Source organism: Longimicrobium sp. (assembly GCF_048594345.1).
In the GTDB taxonomy this organism is placed as follows: Bacteria; Gemmatimonadota; Gemmatimonadetes; order Longimicrobiales; family Longimicrobiaceae; genus Longimicrobium.
This window is the reverse complement of the sequence record NZ_JBMDXM010000109.1, coordinates 27,110-44,209: the sequence shown is the minus strand read 5'-3', so window position 1 is coordinate 44,209 and position 17,100 is coordinate 27,110. Positions and strand designations below refer to the sequence as shown.

The window sequence follows — 17,100 nt, the reverse complement described above, 5'->3', positions numbered from 1 at the left end:
TATACGCCATCACGCACACTGCATTGCGCGTATGCGCTGTAACAAGATGACGTTAGCTACCGGGAGAATCCCGGAATCTACCATCAGCTTCCGTCTTCGGGAATACGTCCGCCCCCGTCCGGCCAGGGCACGCATTCCTTCGCTCCAGCGCGTGTGCGCGGCGATTTGCGCTGCCAGCACGATGATCGCCGCGCGGGCGCGGAGAACGCGTCGTGCTGTCCACGGCCGCGCCCGCCGCACGAGGAGCGGAGCACGCTTGCTTGATGGCCGATTTGTAGCGCACGAGGTGCGGCGCAACCGAAGCCGCGCTCGCGCCGACGCCGGCCCCGGCGCTATGGCGCGCCGGGGCCGGCAAACGCGGAAACCGCCGAAAAACACGAACCGGAGCCACGCGCGGTCTCATCCTTCCGACGCGCGTGGCTCCGGTCCAGCCGGGAAGATCAGCTCCGGTCGATGGCGGCCTGGATGGCGGCGGCAACGTCGGCCACGTGCGGCTCGTTGACCATGGTGACGTGCGAGCCCGGCACGACCACCATGTCCAGCTCGCCGCTGACGAACGGCTTCCACAGCCCGGCAAGGTCCGCCTTTTCCCACCCTTCGCCGCGCGCCTGCTCCGCGCAGAACAGGGTCACGCGGCCGGGATACGGGGCCAGGGGATGCCGGCGCGTCGCCGTGACGATGGCGCGGAACACCTCCACCACCGGCTTGAGCCCGTCCAGCTCGTGCACCCGCGACTCGGCGCCGTGCTCCCCCAGCCACCGCGCCAGGTACGCAAGGCGGTCGTCGATGGGAAGCCCGCGAATCCCGGCCTCGAGCTCGTCCAGGTCGGCGGGCGTGGCGCGGGCCAGGCCGGCGGCCAGGCGCCGGTACAGCTGCACCGGGTCCGGGATGGGCTTTTCGGCGTTGGGCGGGCTGGAGTCCAGCATCCCCACCAGCGCCACCTGGTGCCCCGCCGCGCGCAGCCGCTGCGCCATCTCCATGACGATCACCCCGCCCGCCGACCACGCGGCCAGGTAGTACGGCCCCTGCGGCTGCAGCCGCAGCACCTCTTCCAGGTAGGCCTGGGCCATCAGGTCCACCGTGCGCAGCGGCTCTCCGCCGTCGGTCAGGCCGGCGGCCTGGATGGCGTACACCGGGCGGCCGGGCCCCAGGTGCCGCGCCAGGTCGGCGTACTTGAAGACGGTGCCGCCCGCCGGGTGGACCAGGAAAAGCGGCTCCAGCGTGCTCTGCTCCCCGCCCATCGGCACCAGGTGCGCAAAGCCCAGCCCCTCGCCCGTGTCGTCCACCTTGGCCGCCAGGGCGGCCGGGGTAGAGGCGCCAAAGAGCACCGGCAGCGCGAGCGTGCGCCCCAGCCGCTTTTTGACCAGCGCCAGCAGGCGCACCCCCAGCAGCGAGTGTCCGCCCAGCTCAAAGAAGTCGTCGTGCAGCTCCACGGGCTCGTCCAGCACCTCCTCCCAGATCTCCAGCATCTCCCGCTCGGTCTCCGTCAGCGCCACCCCGGCGTCCGTCGCGGGCGATGCCGTCGCCGCCGCCGGCTCCGCCGATGCCTCCGCCGCGGGCGTGGAGGACAGCGCGGCGATGGAGCCGTCCGGAAGCAAGCGGCCGCGCTCGCCGGTGGCGGCCCAGCGGCCGTCGCGGCGCTCCCACACCTCGCCCGGCTCGCCCACGCCGGCGGCGAGGCCGGCCGCGGTGCGCAGCTCGCGGTCCGCGCCGGACGGTGCGCATCCATCCGCCAGCACAAAGCGGCTCACCGGACGGTCCGCATCCTCCACGGCCTGCTCCAGCACGGCCACCAGCTGCGCCAGCAGGGCGGCCATCCGCCCGGCGTCATAAAGGTCGGGGTTGTAGACCAGGTTCAGGCCAATCCCTTCCCGTCCCTCGCCCACGTACAGGGTAAAGTCGAACTTGGCGGCCAGCGCGTTGGCGCCGCGATCCACCGGGCGCACCCGCAGCCCGGCAAAGCCGGACGGGGTGTCCGCCGCCTCCGCCAGCTCGCCCGCGCCGGCAAAGTTGGCCAGGTTGAGCATCACCTGGAACACCGGGGTGCGGTCCAGGGTGCGCTCGGGCTGGATCTCCTCCAGCACCGCCTCGAAGGGCGCGTCCTGGTGGGCGTACGCGTCCAGCGTGGTGTCGCGGACCCGGCGCAGCAGGTCGCGGAACGCCGGGTCGCCCGCCAGGCTCACCCGCAGCGCCAGCGTGTTCAGGAACAGCCCCACCACGCGATCGGTTTCTTCGCGGGTGCGGCCGGCGATGGGGGTGCCCACCACCACGTCCTCCTGCCCGGACTGGCGCGCAAGCACCAGGTCCAGGGCGGCCAGCAGGACCATGAACAGGGTGGCGCCCTCCTGCCGCGCCAGCGCCAGCACGGCGTCGGCGGCGTCGCGCCGCAGGAACACGCCCTCCAGCGCGCCGTTGTGCGTCTGCACCGCCGGACGGGGGCGGTCGGCGGGAAGGGCCAGCAGCGGCGGGGCGCCGTCCAGCGCGCGCCGCCAGAAGTCCACCTGCCGATCCAGCATCTCGCCCTGCAGCCACGCGCGCTGCCAGACCGAAAAATCGCCGTACTGAATGCGGGGCTCGGAAAGGGGCGACGGCTCGCCGCGCGAAAAGGCGCCGTACAGGGCCGACAGCTCGTGCCACAGCACGTCCAGCGACCAGCCGTCGGCGATCACGTGGTGCACGGTGATCAGGAGCAGGTGCTCGCCCTCGCGCAGCTTGACCAGCTCCGCGCGAAAGAGGGGACCCGTCTCCAGCCAGAAGGGGATGCGCGCCTGCTCGCGCACCAGGCGGGCCGCCTCGTCCTCGCGCTCGTCGTCGCGCAGGTCGCCCAGGTCGTGAACCGTCAGCTCGGCGGGCGCGGGCGGGGCCACGCGCTGCACGGGAGCGCCGTCCACCAGCGGAAACGAGGTGCGCAGCGACTCGTGGCGCCGCACCAGCTCGTCCAGGGCGCGGGTGAGCGCGTCTGCGTCCAGCGCCCCCTCCAGCCGGACAAAGTGGGGGATGTGATAGGTGTCGCTGTCCGGCTCCATCCGGTGCACGAACCAGAGCCGCTCCTGCGCAAACGAAAGCGGAAGGTCGCCGTCGCGGGGGACGGGGACCATGGGCGGCGCCTGCACCCCCGCCGCGCCGCGGCGCAGCCGGTCCACCTCGGCGGCCAGCGCGCCCAGGGTGGAGTGCTCGAAGATGGCGCGGATGGGAAGCTCCACCCGCAGGTCGGCGCGCACCCGCGACGCCAGGCGCGTGGCCAGCAGCGAGTGCCCGCCCAGCGTAAAGAAGTCGTCCGTGGCGCCCACGCGCCCGGCGCCCAGCAGCTGCGCCCACAGGTTCGCCAGCACCTCCTCGGTGGGCGTGCCGGGCGCCACGAAGTCCGTTCCGGCCAGGTCGCCGGCGTCCGGCTCGGGGAGCGCCCGGCGGTCCACCTTGCCGTTGCGCGTAAGCGGCAGCGCGTCCAGCCGCACGAACGCGGAGGGCACCATGTGCCCCGGCAGGTGCGCCTGCAGGTGCGCGCGCAGCTCCGCCGCGTCGATCTCGCCCGCCGCCACGATCCAGGCCACGAGCCGCTTGTCCTCCCCTTCCCCGCGCGTCAGCACCACGGCCTCGCGCACCGCGGGGTGGTCCAGCAGCACGGCTTCGATCTCCCGCAGCTCGATGCGGAAGCCGCGCACCTTTACCTGGTCGTCCGCGCGCCCCATGAACTCCAGCGACCCGTCCATCCTGCGCCGCGCCAGGTCACCGGAGCGGTACAGGCGCGCGGCGGGGTCCGCCGAGAACGGATCGCGGACAAAGCGCTCCGCCGTCAGTTCCGGGCGGTGCAGGTAGCCGCGCGCGACGCCGCCGCCGCCCACGTACATCTCCCCCACCATCCCCGTAAGCACCAGCTGCCCGTCGCGGTCCAGCAGGTGAACGGCCAGGTCGGGGATGGGAATGCCGATGGGCGACGACGATCCGCCGCGCACGTCCGCCTCGCGCACCACGCGGTAGGTGACGTGCACCGTGGTTTCGGTGATGCCGTACATGTTGACCAGGAACGGGCGGTCATCCCCCCGCCGCTCCACCCAGCCGCGCAGGATCGCCGGATCCAGCGCCTCGCCGCCAAAGACCACGTAGCGCAGCGCCAGCTCCCGCGGCTCGCCGCGCCCGGCCGCCTCCTCGTCCGCGCGCATCAGCTGGCGGAAGGCGGAAGGCGTCTGGTTCAGTACGGTCACGCGCTCCGCCTCCAGCAGCGCGTAGAACTCCTCAGGCGAGCGCGACACCGCGTGCGGCACCACGACCAGGCGGCCGCCGTACAGCAGCGCGCCCCAGATCTCCCACACGGAAAAGTCGAACGCGTACGAGTGGAACAGCGTCCACACGTCCTCCGCCCCAAAGCCGAACCAGTGATCGGTCGCGGTGAACAGGCGCACCACGTTGGCGTGCGTGACCTGCACCCCCTTGGGTTTGCCGGTGGATCCGGAGGTGTAGATGACGTACGCCAGCGAATCGGGGGCGATCTGGACGGCGGGGGCTTCGGATGATTCCGCCACGCCGGCATCCAGGCGGACGATCTCCACCCCCGCGACGTCGAGACGCGGGGCCAGGGCGGAGGAGGTGACGACGAGGGGAGCGCCGGAATCTTCCAGCACCCAGGCCAGGCGGCTGTCCGGATCCGCCGGATCCAGCGGAAGGTAGCCGGCGCCCGCCTTGAGGATCCCCAGGATGCCGACGACCGTCTCGGCCGAGCGCTCCACCATCAGGCCCACGAGCGAGTCCGGCCGCACGCCACGCTCCAGCAGGTGGTGCGCAAGTCCGTTGGCGCGTGCGTCCAGCTGCGCGTACGTCACGTGCTCCGCGCCAAAGGTGACCGCGACGGCGTTCGGCGTGCGCGCCGCCTGCGCCCCGAACACCTCGTGGATGCAGTGCTCCACCGGAACCCGGGCCGCCGGCCGGCTCCACGCCTCCAGCACCTGCGCGCGCTCCGCCTCGCCCAGCAGCTCCAGCCGATGGACCGGCTGCGAGTCGTCCGCGGCCATGGCTTGCAGCGCGCGGCGCAGGTAGCCCACGTACCGCTCCACCGTGGCCCGGTCGAACAGCGCGGTGGCGTAGATCACCTCGCCCGTGATCCGCCCGCCGCCGGGCGTAAGGCCCAGCGTCAGGTCGGTCAGGGCCGCCGCCTCCGCCGCCGTGTCCAGCTGGTCGCCGTTCAGCCCCGGCATCTCCAGCTCGCCGCCGGGCATGTCCTGCCACGAAAGCAGGGCCTGGAAGATGGGCGTGTGCGCCAGGCTGCGTACCGGCTGCACCCGCTCCACCACCTGCTCGAAGGGGATGTCCTGGTTTTGCTGGGCCTCCATCGCCCGCTCACGCACGCGGCCCAGCAGCTGCGCCACCGTGGGCGCGCCGGAAAGGTCCACCCGCAGCGAGAGCGTGTTGACGAAGAACCCGATCAGCCCCTCTACCTGGCCGTTCCCGCGGCCCGCCGACGGCGTTCCCACCACCACGTCGTCCTGCCCGGACAGCCGGCCGAGCACGGCCGCCCACGCGGCCAGCACGGTCATGAACGGCGTGGTCCCGTGCCGCCGCGACAGCGCCTCCACCCCCGCCACCACGGCTTCGTCCAGCTCCACCCGCACGGTCGAACCCGTGAAGTCCTGCCGTGCCGGGCGCGGGCGGTCCGCCGGCAGCTCCAGCAGCTCCGGCGCGCCGGCCAGCGTCTCGCGCCAGTACTCCGCCTGCGCCTCCAGGACGGGCCCTTCCATCCAGCGCCGCTGCCACACGGCGTAGTCCACGTACTGCACCGGCAGCGGCGGCAGCGGATCGGGCTGGCCCGCCGCGAAGGCCGTGTACAGCGCGCTCAGCTCGCGGCTGAAGATTCCCAGGCTCCACCCGTCCGAGACGATGTGGTGCATGGTGACGGCCAGCACGTAATCGTCCGCCGCCATGCGCACCAGCCGCCCGCGCACCAGCGGCCCCCGCGCCAGGTCGAACGGCGCGCCCACCGCGTCGCGCATCAGGCGGCGCAGCGCATCCCCCGCGTCCGGCAGGTCGGCAAGGTCGTGCTCCGCCAGGTGGAACGGGCTCTCCTCCGCCGGGGCGATCCGCTGGGCAGGGACGCCGTCCGTCACCGGAAAGCTGGTGCGCAGCGCCTCGTGCCGCGCCACGATGCGGTCCAGCGCGCGCCGCAGCGCCTCGCGGTCCAGCTCGCCCTTCAGCCGCAGGCGCAGGGGGAGGTGGTACGACACGCCCACGTCCTCCATCTGCCCGATGAACCACAGCCGCTGCTGCGCGAACGAAAGCGGCAGCGGCCCGTCGCGGTCCACGGGCACGATCGCCGTTCCCTCGCCCCCCGTGGCCGTCTGCAGCCCGCGCGCAAAGTCCGCCAGCACGGGCCGTTCGAACACGTCGCGCGGCGAAACCTCCGCGCCCAGCGCCCGCCGCACGCGCGAGACAAAACGCACCGCCAGCAGCGAGTGCCCGCCCAGCGCGAAGAAGTCGTCGCCGCGCCCCACGCGCTCGGTGCCCAGCAGCTCCGACCAGATCTCCGCCAGCGCCTGCTCGGTCTCCCCCACCGGCGCCTCGTACGCACGCGCGGCGAACGCATCCGCGTCGGGCGACGGCAGCGCGCGGCGATCCAGCTTGCCGTTGGGGGTGACGGGGAACGCGTCCAGCCGCACGAACGCGGCGGGAACCATGTACTCGGGAAGGCGTTCGGAGAGATGCGCCCGCAGCACGTCCGCGCCCGCCGCCTCGTCGCCCACGACGTACGCCACCAGCCGCTTGCCGCCCGCGCCGTCGTCCAGCGCGAGCACCACCGCCTCGCGCACACCGGGATGCGAGACCAGCCGCGCCTCGATCTCACCCAGCTCCACGCGGAAGCCACGCACCTTCACCTGAAAGTCGGTGCGCCCCAGGTATTCCACGGTGCCGGCCGACAGCCACCGGCACAGGTCGCCGGTGCGGTACATGCGCGCACCAGGCTCGCCAAAGGGATCGGGGACGAACCGCTCCGCCGTCAGCGCCGGCCGACCCAGGTACCCGCGCGCCACGGCGACGCCGCCGATGAACAGCTCGCCCGCCACGCCGACGGGTACAGGCTCGCCCGCACGGTCCAGCACGTAGACGGCCGAGTTGTGGATGGCCCGGCCGATGGAAACGCGCTCCGCCGCGGGGTCGCACGCCCACTCGGTCACCTCACCGGATTCCGTCGGGCCGTACTGGTTGTACATCCCCACGCCGGGGAGCCGTTCGTGGAACTGTCGCACCAGCGCAGCGGATACCGCCTCGCCGCTCACGGGGACGCGGAGGAGCCCAGTGCACGTCTCCGCGTCCGGATGCTCCAGGAACGCCTGCAGCATGGAGGGGACGAAGTGCGCCACCGTGACCCCCTCGCGGCGGATGACGTCCGCCAGGTACGCCGGGTCGCGGTGGCCGCCGGGGCGCGCCATCACCAGCCGCGCACCCACCATCAGCGGCCAGAAGAACTCCCAGAACGACACGTCGAACGAGAACGGCGTCTTCTGCAGCAGCGCCTCGTCCGGCGTCATCCCGTACCGGTCCTGCATCCACGCCAGCCGGTTTACCAGGCTGCCGTGCTCCAGCATCACTCCCTTGGGGCGCCCCGTGGAACCCGAGGTGAAGAGCACGTGCGCCAGGTTGCGCGGCCCCAGCCCGTCGCGATTCGGGTTCTCCGCGGACCGGTCCGCCCACGCCGCCTCATCCGCCAGGTCGAGCACCGGGATGCCGGAGCCCGCCGACAGCGCCGCGGCGGTGGTGGCCTGCGGCGGGTGCGTCAGAAGGACGGCAGGCGCGCTGTCCTCGACCATGTTGCGCAGCCGCTCCACCGGATAGCTGGCATCCAGCGGAACGTAGGCGCCGCCGGCCTTGAGGATGCCCAGCAGCCCCACCACCATCTCCACGCTGCGCTCCACGCAGATCCCCACCCGCACGTCCGGCCCGACGCCGAGCGCGCGGAGGTGGTGCGCCAGCCGGTTGGCCCGCGCGTTCAGCTGCGCGTACGTCACCGGCTCGCCCTCGAATACCACCGCCACCGCACCGGGTTTGCGTGCCGCCTGGGCTTCGACCAGCTCGTGGACGCACGCTTCGCGCGGGTACGCGGCTTCCGTCGCGTTGAACTCGCGCAGAACCAGCCGGCGCTCGGCCTCGGCGAGCATCGGCAGACGGTCGATGGCGAGCGCATCGTCCGACGCCATCGCCTGCAGCACCGCGCGCAGGTAGCCCATCCACCGCTCCACCGTCTCCCGCTCGAACAGCGACGTGGCGTACTCCACGTCGCCGCCCAGGCGGCCGTCAAATTCCCACAGCGACAGCAGCAGGTCGAACTTGGCCGTGGCGCGCGGGCCGGCGTCCGCGTGGGACAGCGTCAGCCCCGGCAGCTCCAGGCCTCCCCCCGGCGCGTTCTGCAGGGCGAACATCACCTGGAACAGGGGGCTGTGCGCCATGCTGCGCGCCGGCTGCACCAGGTCCACCACCTGTTCGAACGGGATGTCCTGGTTCTGCTGGGCCTCCAGTGTGCGCGCTTTCACGCGCCCCAGCACCTCCGCCACCGTCGGCTCGCCGGAAAGGTCCACACGCACCGGCAGCGTGTTGACAAAGAAGCCGATCATCCCCTCGATCTCGCTCCGCCCGCGGTTGGCCGAGGGGGTGCCGATGACGACCTGGTCCTGCCCCGACAGCCGGGCGAGCACGGCCGCCCAGCCAGCCAGCAGCGTCATGTACAGCGTGGTGCCGTGCCGCTGCGACAGCGTCTTGAGCGCCGTGGTCAACCCCGCGTTCAGTTCCACCCGCAGCGCCGCACCGGCAAAATCCTGCCGCGCCGGGCGCGGGTGGTCGGTGGGCAGCGCCAGCAGCTCCGGCACGCCGCCCAGCGTCTCGCGCCAGTAGTCGGCCTGCCGCTGCAGAACCTCGCCTTCAACCCAGCGCCGCTGCCACGCGGTGTAGTCCGCGTACTGCACCGGCAGCGGCGGAAGCGGATCGGCATCGCCCCGCGCAAAGGCGGCGTACAGGGTGCCCATCTCGCGGTGCAGCACGCCCATGGACCAGCCGTCGCTGACGATGTGGTGCATCGTCAGCAGCAGCACGTGGTCGTCCTGGGCCAGGCGCAGCAGCCGCATACGCAGCAGCGGCCCCGCGCGCAGGTCGAACGGACGCCGCGACTCTTCCCGGAGTAGCCGACGGACCTCGTCCTCGCGCTCCGCGGCGGCCAGGTGCGACAGGTCGGCCACCTCCAGCCGCGCCTCGCCCGCGGGGTGCACCACCTGGAAAGGCACGCCCTCGGTTTCGCCAAACGTGGTGCGCAGCGACTCATGCCGGCGAATCACCTCGCCCAGCGCGCGCTCCAGCACGCCCGCATCCAGCGGCCCGCGCAGCCGCAGCGGCGACGGCATGTTGTAGGCGCTGCTCCCCGGCTCCAGCTGGTCGATGAACCACAGCCGCTGCTGCGCAAACGAGAGTGGCAGCGGCGAGCCGTCGCGCGGCACCGGCACCAGCGGCGGGGCTCCCGCGCCGCCCAGCGTCTCGGCCCGCAGCGCGTCCAGGCGGCCCACCAGCTCCGCCAGCGTGGGCGCCTCGAACACCACGCGCAGCGGCAGCTCGGTCTGGAACGCCTCGCGCACCCGCGACACCAGCTGCGTGGCGAGCAGCGAGTGCCCGCCCAGGTCGAAGAAGTGGTCCTCCGCCCCCACCCGCTCCACGCCCAGCACCTCGGCCCAGATCCCGGCCATCCGCTCCTCGGCCGGCGTGCGCGGCGCCACGTACGTCCCCGCTGCCGAGCCGGTGTCCGGCGCGGGGAGCGCAGCGCGGTCCACCTTGCCGTTGGGGGTGACGGGGAACGCCTCCAGCACCACGAAGGCGCTGGGCACCATGTACTCCGGCAGCCGGGCGCGCGCCGCCTCACGCAGCGTGGGGACCAGCGCACGCATGCGGCGGCCCCACTGCGGATCGTTGGCGTACGTATCCCACGGCCGCTCCGCATCCACCTCCGCAGGGAACTGCGCGACGTCGCCGACGGGGTGGAAGAGCACGTCCAGCGTGCCGGGCGCGCCAGGGCGCACCTCCACGGCACGGCTCAGCTCGTCACCCAGCGCGAACAGCGCCTCGGGCGCGATCCCGCCCGCGTCCTTAGCCGCAAGCGCCTGCACGGATGCCGCGTCCGTCGCTTCACCGCCGGCGGATATCAGTTCGTACGCACGGGCGTGCTCCCGCACCCGCGCGTCGGGCACGCTGCGGACGAGCAGCGCCGATGCGCTCCCCTCCGCCAAGGCGCGCAAGCCGCCGGCGTCTTCCCCGCCCCACTCGCGGACGACGGGCTCCGCTGCGCCAGCGGCGTCGGCGTCGAGGTGCAGCACGACGTCGTAGCGGAAGCGGGAGACCTCGTTGTCGTACTCGCCCCGCTTTACCTGCACCTCGACGCGGCCCAGGCGCGGCATCCGCGCCCGCACCGCTTCGAAGAGCGCCGGATCCAGCAGCAGCTCCTGCTCCTCCGCTACCCCCCGCCGCACCCGGTCCCGCAGCCGCTCGACAGGAAGGTCGTCGGACGCGCGCATCAGTTCCACCGACGCGTGGAACGCGCCCGCCAGCGGCAGGCTGCGCACGTCACCCAGGAAGATGCGCCCGCCCGGCCGCAGCGCCGCCGCCGCACCGTCAAGTACGCGCAGCAGGTAATCCAGGTCAGGGAAGTACTGCGCGACCGAGTTGACGATCACCACGTCGAATCCGGCACCCGCGTAGTCGCCCAGCTGATCGCCTTCGCGCTGGGCAAGCGACACCTGCGGCAAGCCCCCGGCATGGCGACGGATGTGCTCCAGCGCCACGCCGGAGAAATCGGTTCCGACGTACGCCTGCGTGTGCGGCGCGATGCGGAACAGCAGCAGACCCGTTCCGGCGCCGACCTCCAGCACACGCTCCGGACGCAGCGCCAGGATGCGATCAACCGTGTCCTCCACCCACCCGCGCATCTCCTCGGCGGGGATCGGCTCGCCCGTGTAGCTGCTGTTCCACCCCTTCAGCGCCAGCGTGGGATCTTCACCCTCTTCCTGCGCGTAGGTCTCGTCGAACAGCGTTTCCCACTCCGACACCTGCTCCTTGCCGGCGTCGGCGTCGATCTCGATGACCTCCTCCGCACCGGGAATCACGTAGGCGACCAGCCGCCGATCCCCGGGCGCGTCCTCCCGCGCCAGCACCACGGCCTCACGCACGCCGGGGTGCTCGCGCAGCACGGCCTCCACCTCGCCTGGTTCGATGCGGAAGCCGCGCACCTTGACCTGCTCGTCACCGCGCCCCAGGAACTCCAGCACGCCGTCCGCACGCCAGCGCGCGCGGTCGCCCGTGCGGTACGCCCGCTCCGCCCCGTCGCCGACAAACTTCTCGGCGTTCAACTCCGGACGGCCCAGGTAGCCCCGCGCCACCCCTGCGCCCGAGATCCACAGCTCCCCGGGTACTCCCACCGGCGCCAGCTCGCCGCGCGGGCCGCGCACGGCCAGGTGCACGCCCGGCAGCGGCCGGCCCAGCGGGTGGCCAACCACCGCGCCATCGGCTGGCACAGCATAGGTGGCGCAGATGATCGTCGCCTCGGTGGGGCCGTAGAGAACGCGCGTCTCGGCAGACGGGAGCAGCGCGCGCATGTCTTCCAGAAGGTCCGGCGGCACCGAGTCACCACCCACCAGCAGGAGCCGCAGCGAGGGAAGCTTCGCTCCACCGCGCACCGCCTCCACAACCTGACGCATCAGCGCCGGGACGGCGTGCAACACCGTCACGTCCGCCACGACCTCCACCAGCGTCTCCGGGTCGCGCGCGACCGCGTGCGGGACGATGCGCACCGCGCCGCCGGCCAGCAGCGGCGTGATTAGCTCCAGCAGCGAGATGTCGAACGAGGTCGACGCCAACGCAGCCACCACGTCGCCAGCGGCAAAGCCGAGCGTTTCCAGGCTGCCGCGCAGGGTGTGGGTGAGCTGCCCGTGCTCCACCATCACCGCCTTGGGCGTGCCCGTGGAGCCCGACGTGTAGATGAGGTAAGCCAGCTCGCCAGGCAGGACTTCCGCCGCCGCGTCGCCCTCCTCCTCGCTCCGCGGAATGGTGATCCCGTCCAGCAGCACCACCTCCGCGTCGTGCTTCGGGAGCACGCTGGCGACGGCGGACTCGGTCAGCACGTGCGACGCACTGGAGTCGCCGAGCAGAAAGGACAGCCGCTCCGCCGGATGGGCGGGATCAAGCGGCAGGTAGACGCCGCCCGCTTTCCACACGCCCAGCAGCGCCACCAGCACGCCCGGGCCGCGCTGCAGGCACACAGCGACCGTGGTCCCCGCCGTGACGCCGCGGCTCCGAAGCTCCGTCGCCAGACGGCCGGCCTGCGCGTCCAGCTCCGCGTAGGAGAGCGATTCGCCTTCGAACAGGATGGCCGGAGCCTGCGGCGTGCGAATGGCCTGCGCCGCGAACAGGCGGTGCACCGGGACGCCGCCCACGTCCTCGCGGACGGGGCCGCTACCGTACGCCAGGAGCGTCCGCGCCTCCTCGTCGGGAAGGATGGCCAGACGTGACAGACGCTCCTCGGGCGTGGCCGCGGCCGCGGTGAGCACGGCCCGGTACTGCGCCGCGAAGCGCTCCATCGTCGCGGTGTCGAACAGGTCGGTCCGGAAACGAAGGTTCCCGACCAGCTCCTCGCCCATCTCCTTGAGGTCCAGCTCCAGGTCGAAGCGCACCGTCCGGATTTCGCCCCCCATGGGCTCCACCCGAAGCCCGCTGCCGGCGGAGCCTCCGCTGGCGTCCATGTTCTGGAGCGCAAACATCACCTGGAACAGTGGCGTGTGCGACAGGCCCCGCTCGGGAGCGACCTCCTCCACCAGCCGCTCGAACGGCAGCTCCTGGTGGGCGTACGATCCCAGCGCCGCCTCCCGCACCCGTCCCAGAAGCCCCTGGAACGACGGATCGCCGGAGAGATCGATCCGCAGCGCGAGCGTGTTGACGAAGAAGCCAATCAGCCCCTCCGTCCCCATCTGCGTGCGTCCCGCGATCGGCGAGCCGACGACCACGTCCTCCTGCCCCGACCAGCGCGCGAGCAGCAGGTCCAGCGCGGCGTGCGTCACCATGTAGAGCGTGGCACCCTCGCGCCGGGCGAGAGAGCGCAGCTCGCGGGTGATCTCCGCGGGAAGGCGGAACATGAGTGAAGCACCGCGCGAGCTGGCCACCGACGCGCGCGGGCGGTCGGTGGGCAGCTCCAGCGCCGGGGGCGCGCCGCCCAGCCGCTCCCGCCACCAGTCCAGCTGGCGCTGCAGCACCTCGCCCTGAAGCCAGCCGCGCTGCCACACGGCGAAGTCCGCGTACTGCACGGGCAGCGGCGGCAGCGGCCGTGCCGCATCGGAGGGGCGCGAGAACGACTGGTAGAGGGTGAACAGCTCGCGGAAAAGGATGCCCATGCTCCATCCGTCGCTGACGATGTGGTGCATCGTCAGCATCAGCACGTGCTCCTCGTCCGAGAGGCGCATGAGCGTCGCACGGAGCAGCGGGCCGCGCTCCAGGTCGAAGGGGCGCTCCGCGTCTTCCCGCACCAGACGGCGCGCCTCGTGCTCGCGGTCCCGCGGCGCGAGTTCCGTGAGGTCCAGCACCGGCAGGCCGACGGGCGCGGGCGGGTGGACAACCTGCACGGCGCCCTGCTCCGTAGGGCTGAAGGTGGTGCGCAGCGCCTCGTGGCGGCTCACCAGCTCGCCCAGCGCCTGCTCCAGGGCGGACGCGTCGAGGGCCCCCCGCAGCCGGCTGGGCCACGGCATGTTGTAGCCGATGTCCTGCGGATCCATCTGGTGCAGGAACCACAGCCGCTCCTGCGCAAACGACAGCGGCAGCGCCCCCGTGCGCTCGATCGGCACCACGGGCGACAGCACGGGCAGATCCGCGCGGCGCATCTCCTCCACGCGCCCGGCCATCTCCGCCACCGTGGGCCCCTCGAACAGCGCGCGCAGCGGCAGCTCCACGCCAAACAGCTCGCGCACCCGCGACACCACGCGCGTGGCCAGCAGCGAGTGCCCGCCCAGTTCGAAGAAGCTTTCCTCCACGCCCACCCGCTCCAGGCGCAGCACCTCCGCCCAGACCCCCGCCAGCACCTCCTCGGCCGGCGTCCGCGGCGCCACGTAGCGGTCCTCCGCCGACGCCAGGTCCGGCGCCGGCAGTGCCTTGCGGTCCACCTTTCCGTTCGCCGTCAGCGGCAGCGCGTCCAGCAGCACGAACGCGGCCGGGACCATGTACTCCGGCAGGCTCTGGCGCAGATGCGTGCGCAGCGCGTCGGTTTCCACGTCGCCCACCACGTACGCCACCAGCCGCACGTCCCCCGGCACGTCCTCGCGCGCCAGGACGACGGCCTCGCGCACCGCCGGGTGCTCGGCCAGCCGCACCTCGATCTCGCCCAGCTCGATGCGGAACCCGCGGATCTTCACCTGCTCGTCAAGCCGGCCCAGGTACTCCAGCGTCCCGTCCGCCATCCACCGCACCCGGTCGCCCGTCCGGTACAGCCGGCCGGGGGCGAACGGATCGTCCACGAAGCGCTCGGCCGTCAGCTCCGGGCGGTTCAGGTAGCCGCGCGCCACGCCCGCACCCCCTACGTACAGCTCGCCCGGGACCCCGACCGGCATCGGGCGCCGCGCCGGATCCAGCACGTACAGCCGCAAGTCGGGGATGCGGACGCCGATGGGGCTGCCGGAGCCGCCGAACACGTCCTCCCGGCTCAGCGGCCGATAGGTCACGTGGACGGTGGTCTCGGTGATCCCGTACATGTTCACCAGCCGCGGCGCGTCTACCCCGTGGCGCTCCACCCAGTCACGCAGGGACGCCGGCTCCAGCGCCTCGCCGCCGAAGATCACGTTGCGCAGCGCCAGCTCGCCCCCGCGCTCCGCATCCACCCGCATGAACTGGCGGAAGGCCGACGGCGTCTGGTTGAGCACCGTCACGCCCTCACGCTGCACCAGCGCGTGGAACGCCTCCGGATCGCGGCTCACGTCGAACGGGACGACGACCAGGCGTCCGCCGTACAGCAGCGCGCCCCACAGCTCCCAGACGGAGAAGTCGAACGCGTACGAGTGGAAGAGCGTCCACACGTCGCTTTCGCCGAATCCGAACCAGGCGTTGGTGGCGCTGAACAGGCGCGCGACGTTGCGGTGCTCGATCAGCGCTCCCTTGGGCGTGCCGGTCGATCCGGACGTGTAGATGACGTACGCCAGCGAATCCGGCCCGGCACCGCTCGCGGGGTTCTCCGCGCTCTCCGCGCCGATCTCGGCCGCCGCGCCGTCCAGGCTCACCACCTCCACGCCGTCCAGCGCCGGGAGCGCGCCGCGCAGATCCTCGCGCGTGAGCAGCACCGGGATGGCGGAGTCGGCCAGGATGAACGCCAGACGGTCGGCGGGATAGGCAGGATCCAGGGGCACGTAGGCGCCGCCTGCCTTGAGCACGGCCAGAATGCCGACCACCATCTCCAGGCTGCGCTCCAGGCAGATCCCCACCCGCACCTCCGGCCCCACCCCGCGCCGGATCAGGTGGTGCGCCAGGCGGTTCGCCCGCTCGTTCAGCTCGCCGTAGCTCAGCGACTCCGCCTCGAAGCTCACGGCCACCGCCGCCGGCGTGCGCTCTGCCTGCGCCTCGAACAAGTCGTGGATGGAACGGTCCGCGGGATACGCCGCGTCGGTGCGGTTCCACTCCTCCAGCACCCGCGCGCGCTCCACCTCGCCCAGCAGCTCCAGCTCCGACAGCCGCACGTCCGCGTCGGCCGCGACCTGCTCCAGCACCCGCGCCAGGTGGCCCAGCATCCGGTCGACCGTGTCGCGCTCGAACAGGTCGGTGCTGTAGCTCAGCACGCCGCGCAGGCCGTGAGCGGTGGCCGCGAGCTCAAGGGAAAGGTCGAACTTGGCGCTCGCCATCTCCGCGCCGGCTCCGCTCACGCTCAGCCCCGGCAGCGCGTCGCCCCCGCCCTCGGCGTTCTGCAGCGCGAACATCACCTGAAAGAGCGGCGCGTGGCTCAGGCTGCGCTCCGGCTGCAGCTCGGCCACCAGCTTTTCGAACGGAACCTCCTGGTGCTCGTACGCCTTGAGCGTGACCTCCCGCGCCCGCCGCAGCACCTCGCGAAAGCTCGGGTCGCCGGAAAGGTCGGTGCGCAGCACCAGCGTGTTGACGAAAAAGCCGATCAGCGCCTCCACCTCGCCGCGCGTGCGCCCCGCGATCGGGCTTCCCACGACGATGTCGTCGCTTCCGCTGTACTTGCTAAGCAGCACCTGAAAGGCGCCCAGCAGCACCATGTACAGCGTCGCCTCCTCGCCGCGCCCCAGCGCCTGCAGCCGCTCCAGCAGCTCGGAGGGGAGCTGCACCTGAACCGACGCGCCGCGGTACGTCTGCACCGCCGGGCGCGGATGGTCGGTGGGCAGCTCCAGCAGCTCCGGCGCACCCCCCAGCTGCTCCCGCCAGTACGCCAGGTGCCGCTCCAGCACCTCGCCCGCCAGATGCTCGCGCTGCCACACCGCGTAGTCGGCGTACTGCACCGGCAGCTCCGGAAGCGGCGACTCACGCCCCTCGCGATACGCCGCGTACAGCGCCGTGAGCTCGCGGAGGAGCACGCCCATGCTCCACCCGTCGCTGACGATGTGGTGCATCGACAGCAGCAGCACGTGATCTTCGGCACCCAGCCGCAGCAGGGTCGCACGGACGAGCGGCCCCGCGGCCAGGTCGAACGCGCGCCGTGCTTCTTCCCCGGTCCGGCGCCGGAGCTCCGCCTCGCGATCCGCATCGCCCAACCCCGACAGGTCTTCCACCGGCAGAGAGAAACCGCCAAAGGGCGCCACCACCTGCACCGGCGAGCCGTCCACCTCGGCAAAGACCGTCCGCAGCGCCTCGTGGCGCCGGACGATCTCGCTCAGGCTGCGCTCCAGCGCCGCCTGGTCCAGGGCACCGCCCAGGCGCCATGCCGTGGGGATGTTGTACGTGTCGCTTCCCGGCTCCAGCCGGTCGATGAACCAGAGCCGTTCCTGCGCGAAGGACAGCGGCGCGGGGCCGCCACCCGCGCGGGGGCGGATGGCGTCCGGCTCGTTCGCCGGGCCGGCCTGCTGCCGCAGGATCTTCTGCAGCAGGGCCCGGCGCTCCGGTGAC

Annotated in this window: 1 pseudogene; it reads right to left on the bottom strand. The window is 72.5% G+C overall.

Going from position 1 to position 17,100, the window contains the following annotated elements:
- Nucleotides 1-440: 440 nt before the first annotated feature.
- Nucleotides 441-17,069 (bottom strand): annotated as a pseudogene (locus ACOJUJ_RS11930) (non-ribosomal peptide synthase/polyketide synthase); the annotation flags it as partial.
- Nucleotides 17,070-17,100: the final 31 nt, after the last annotated feature.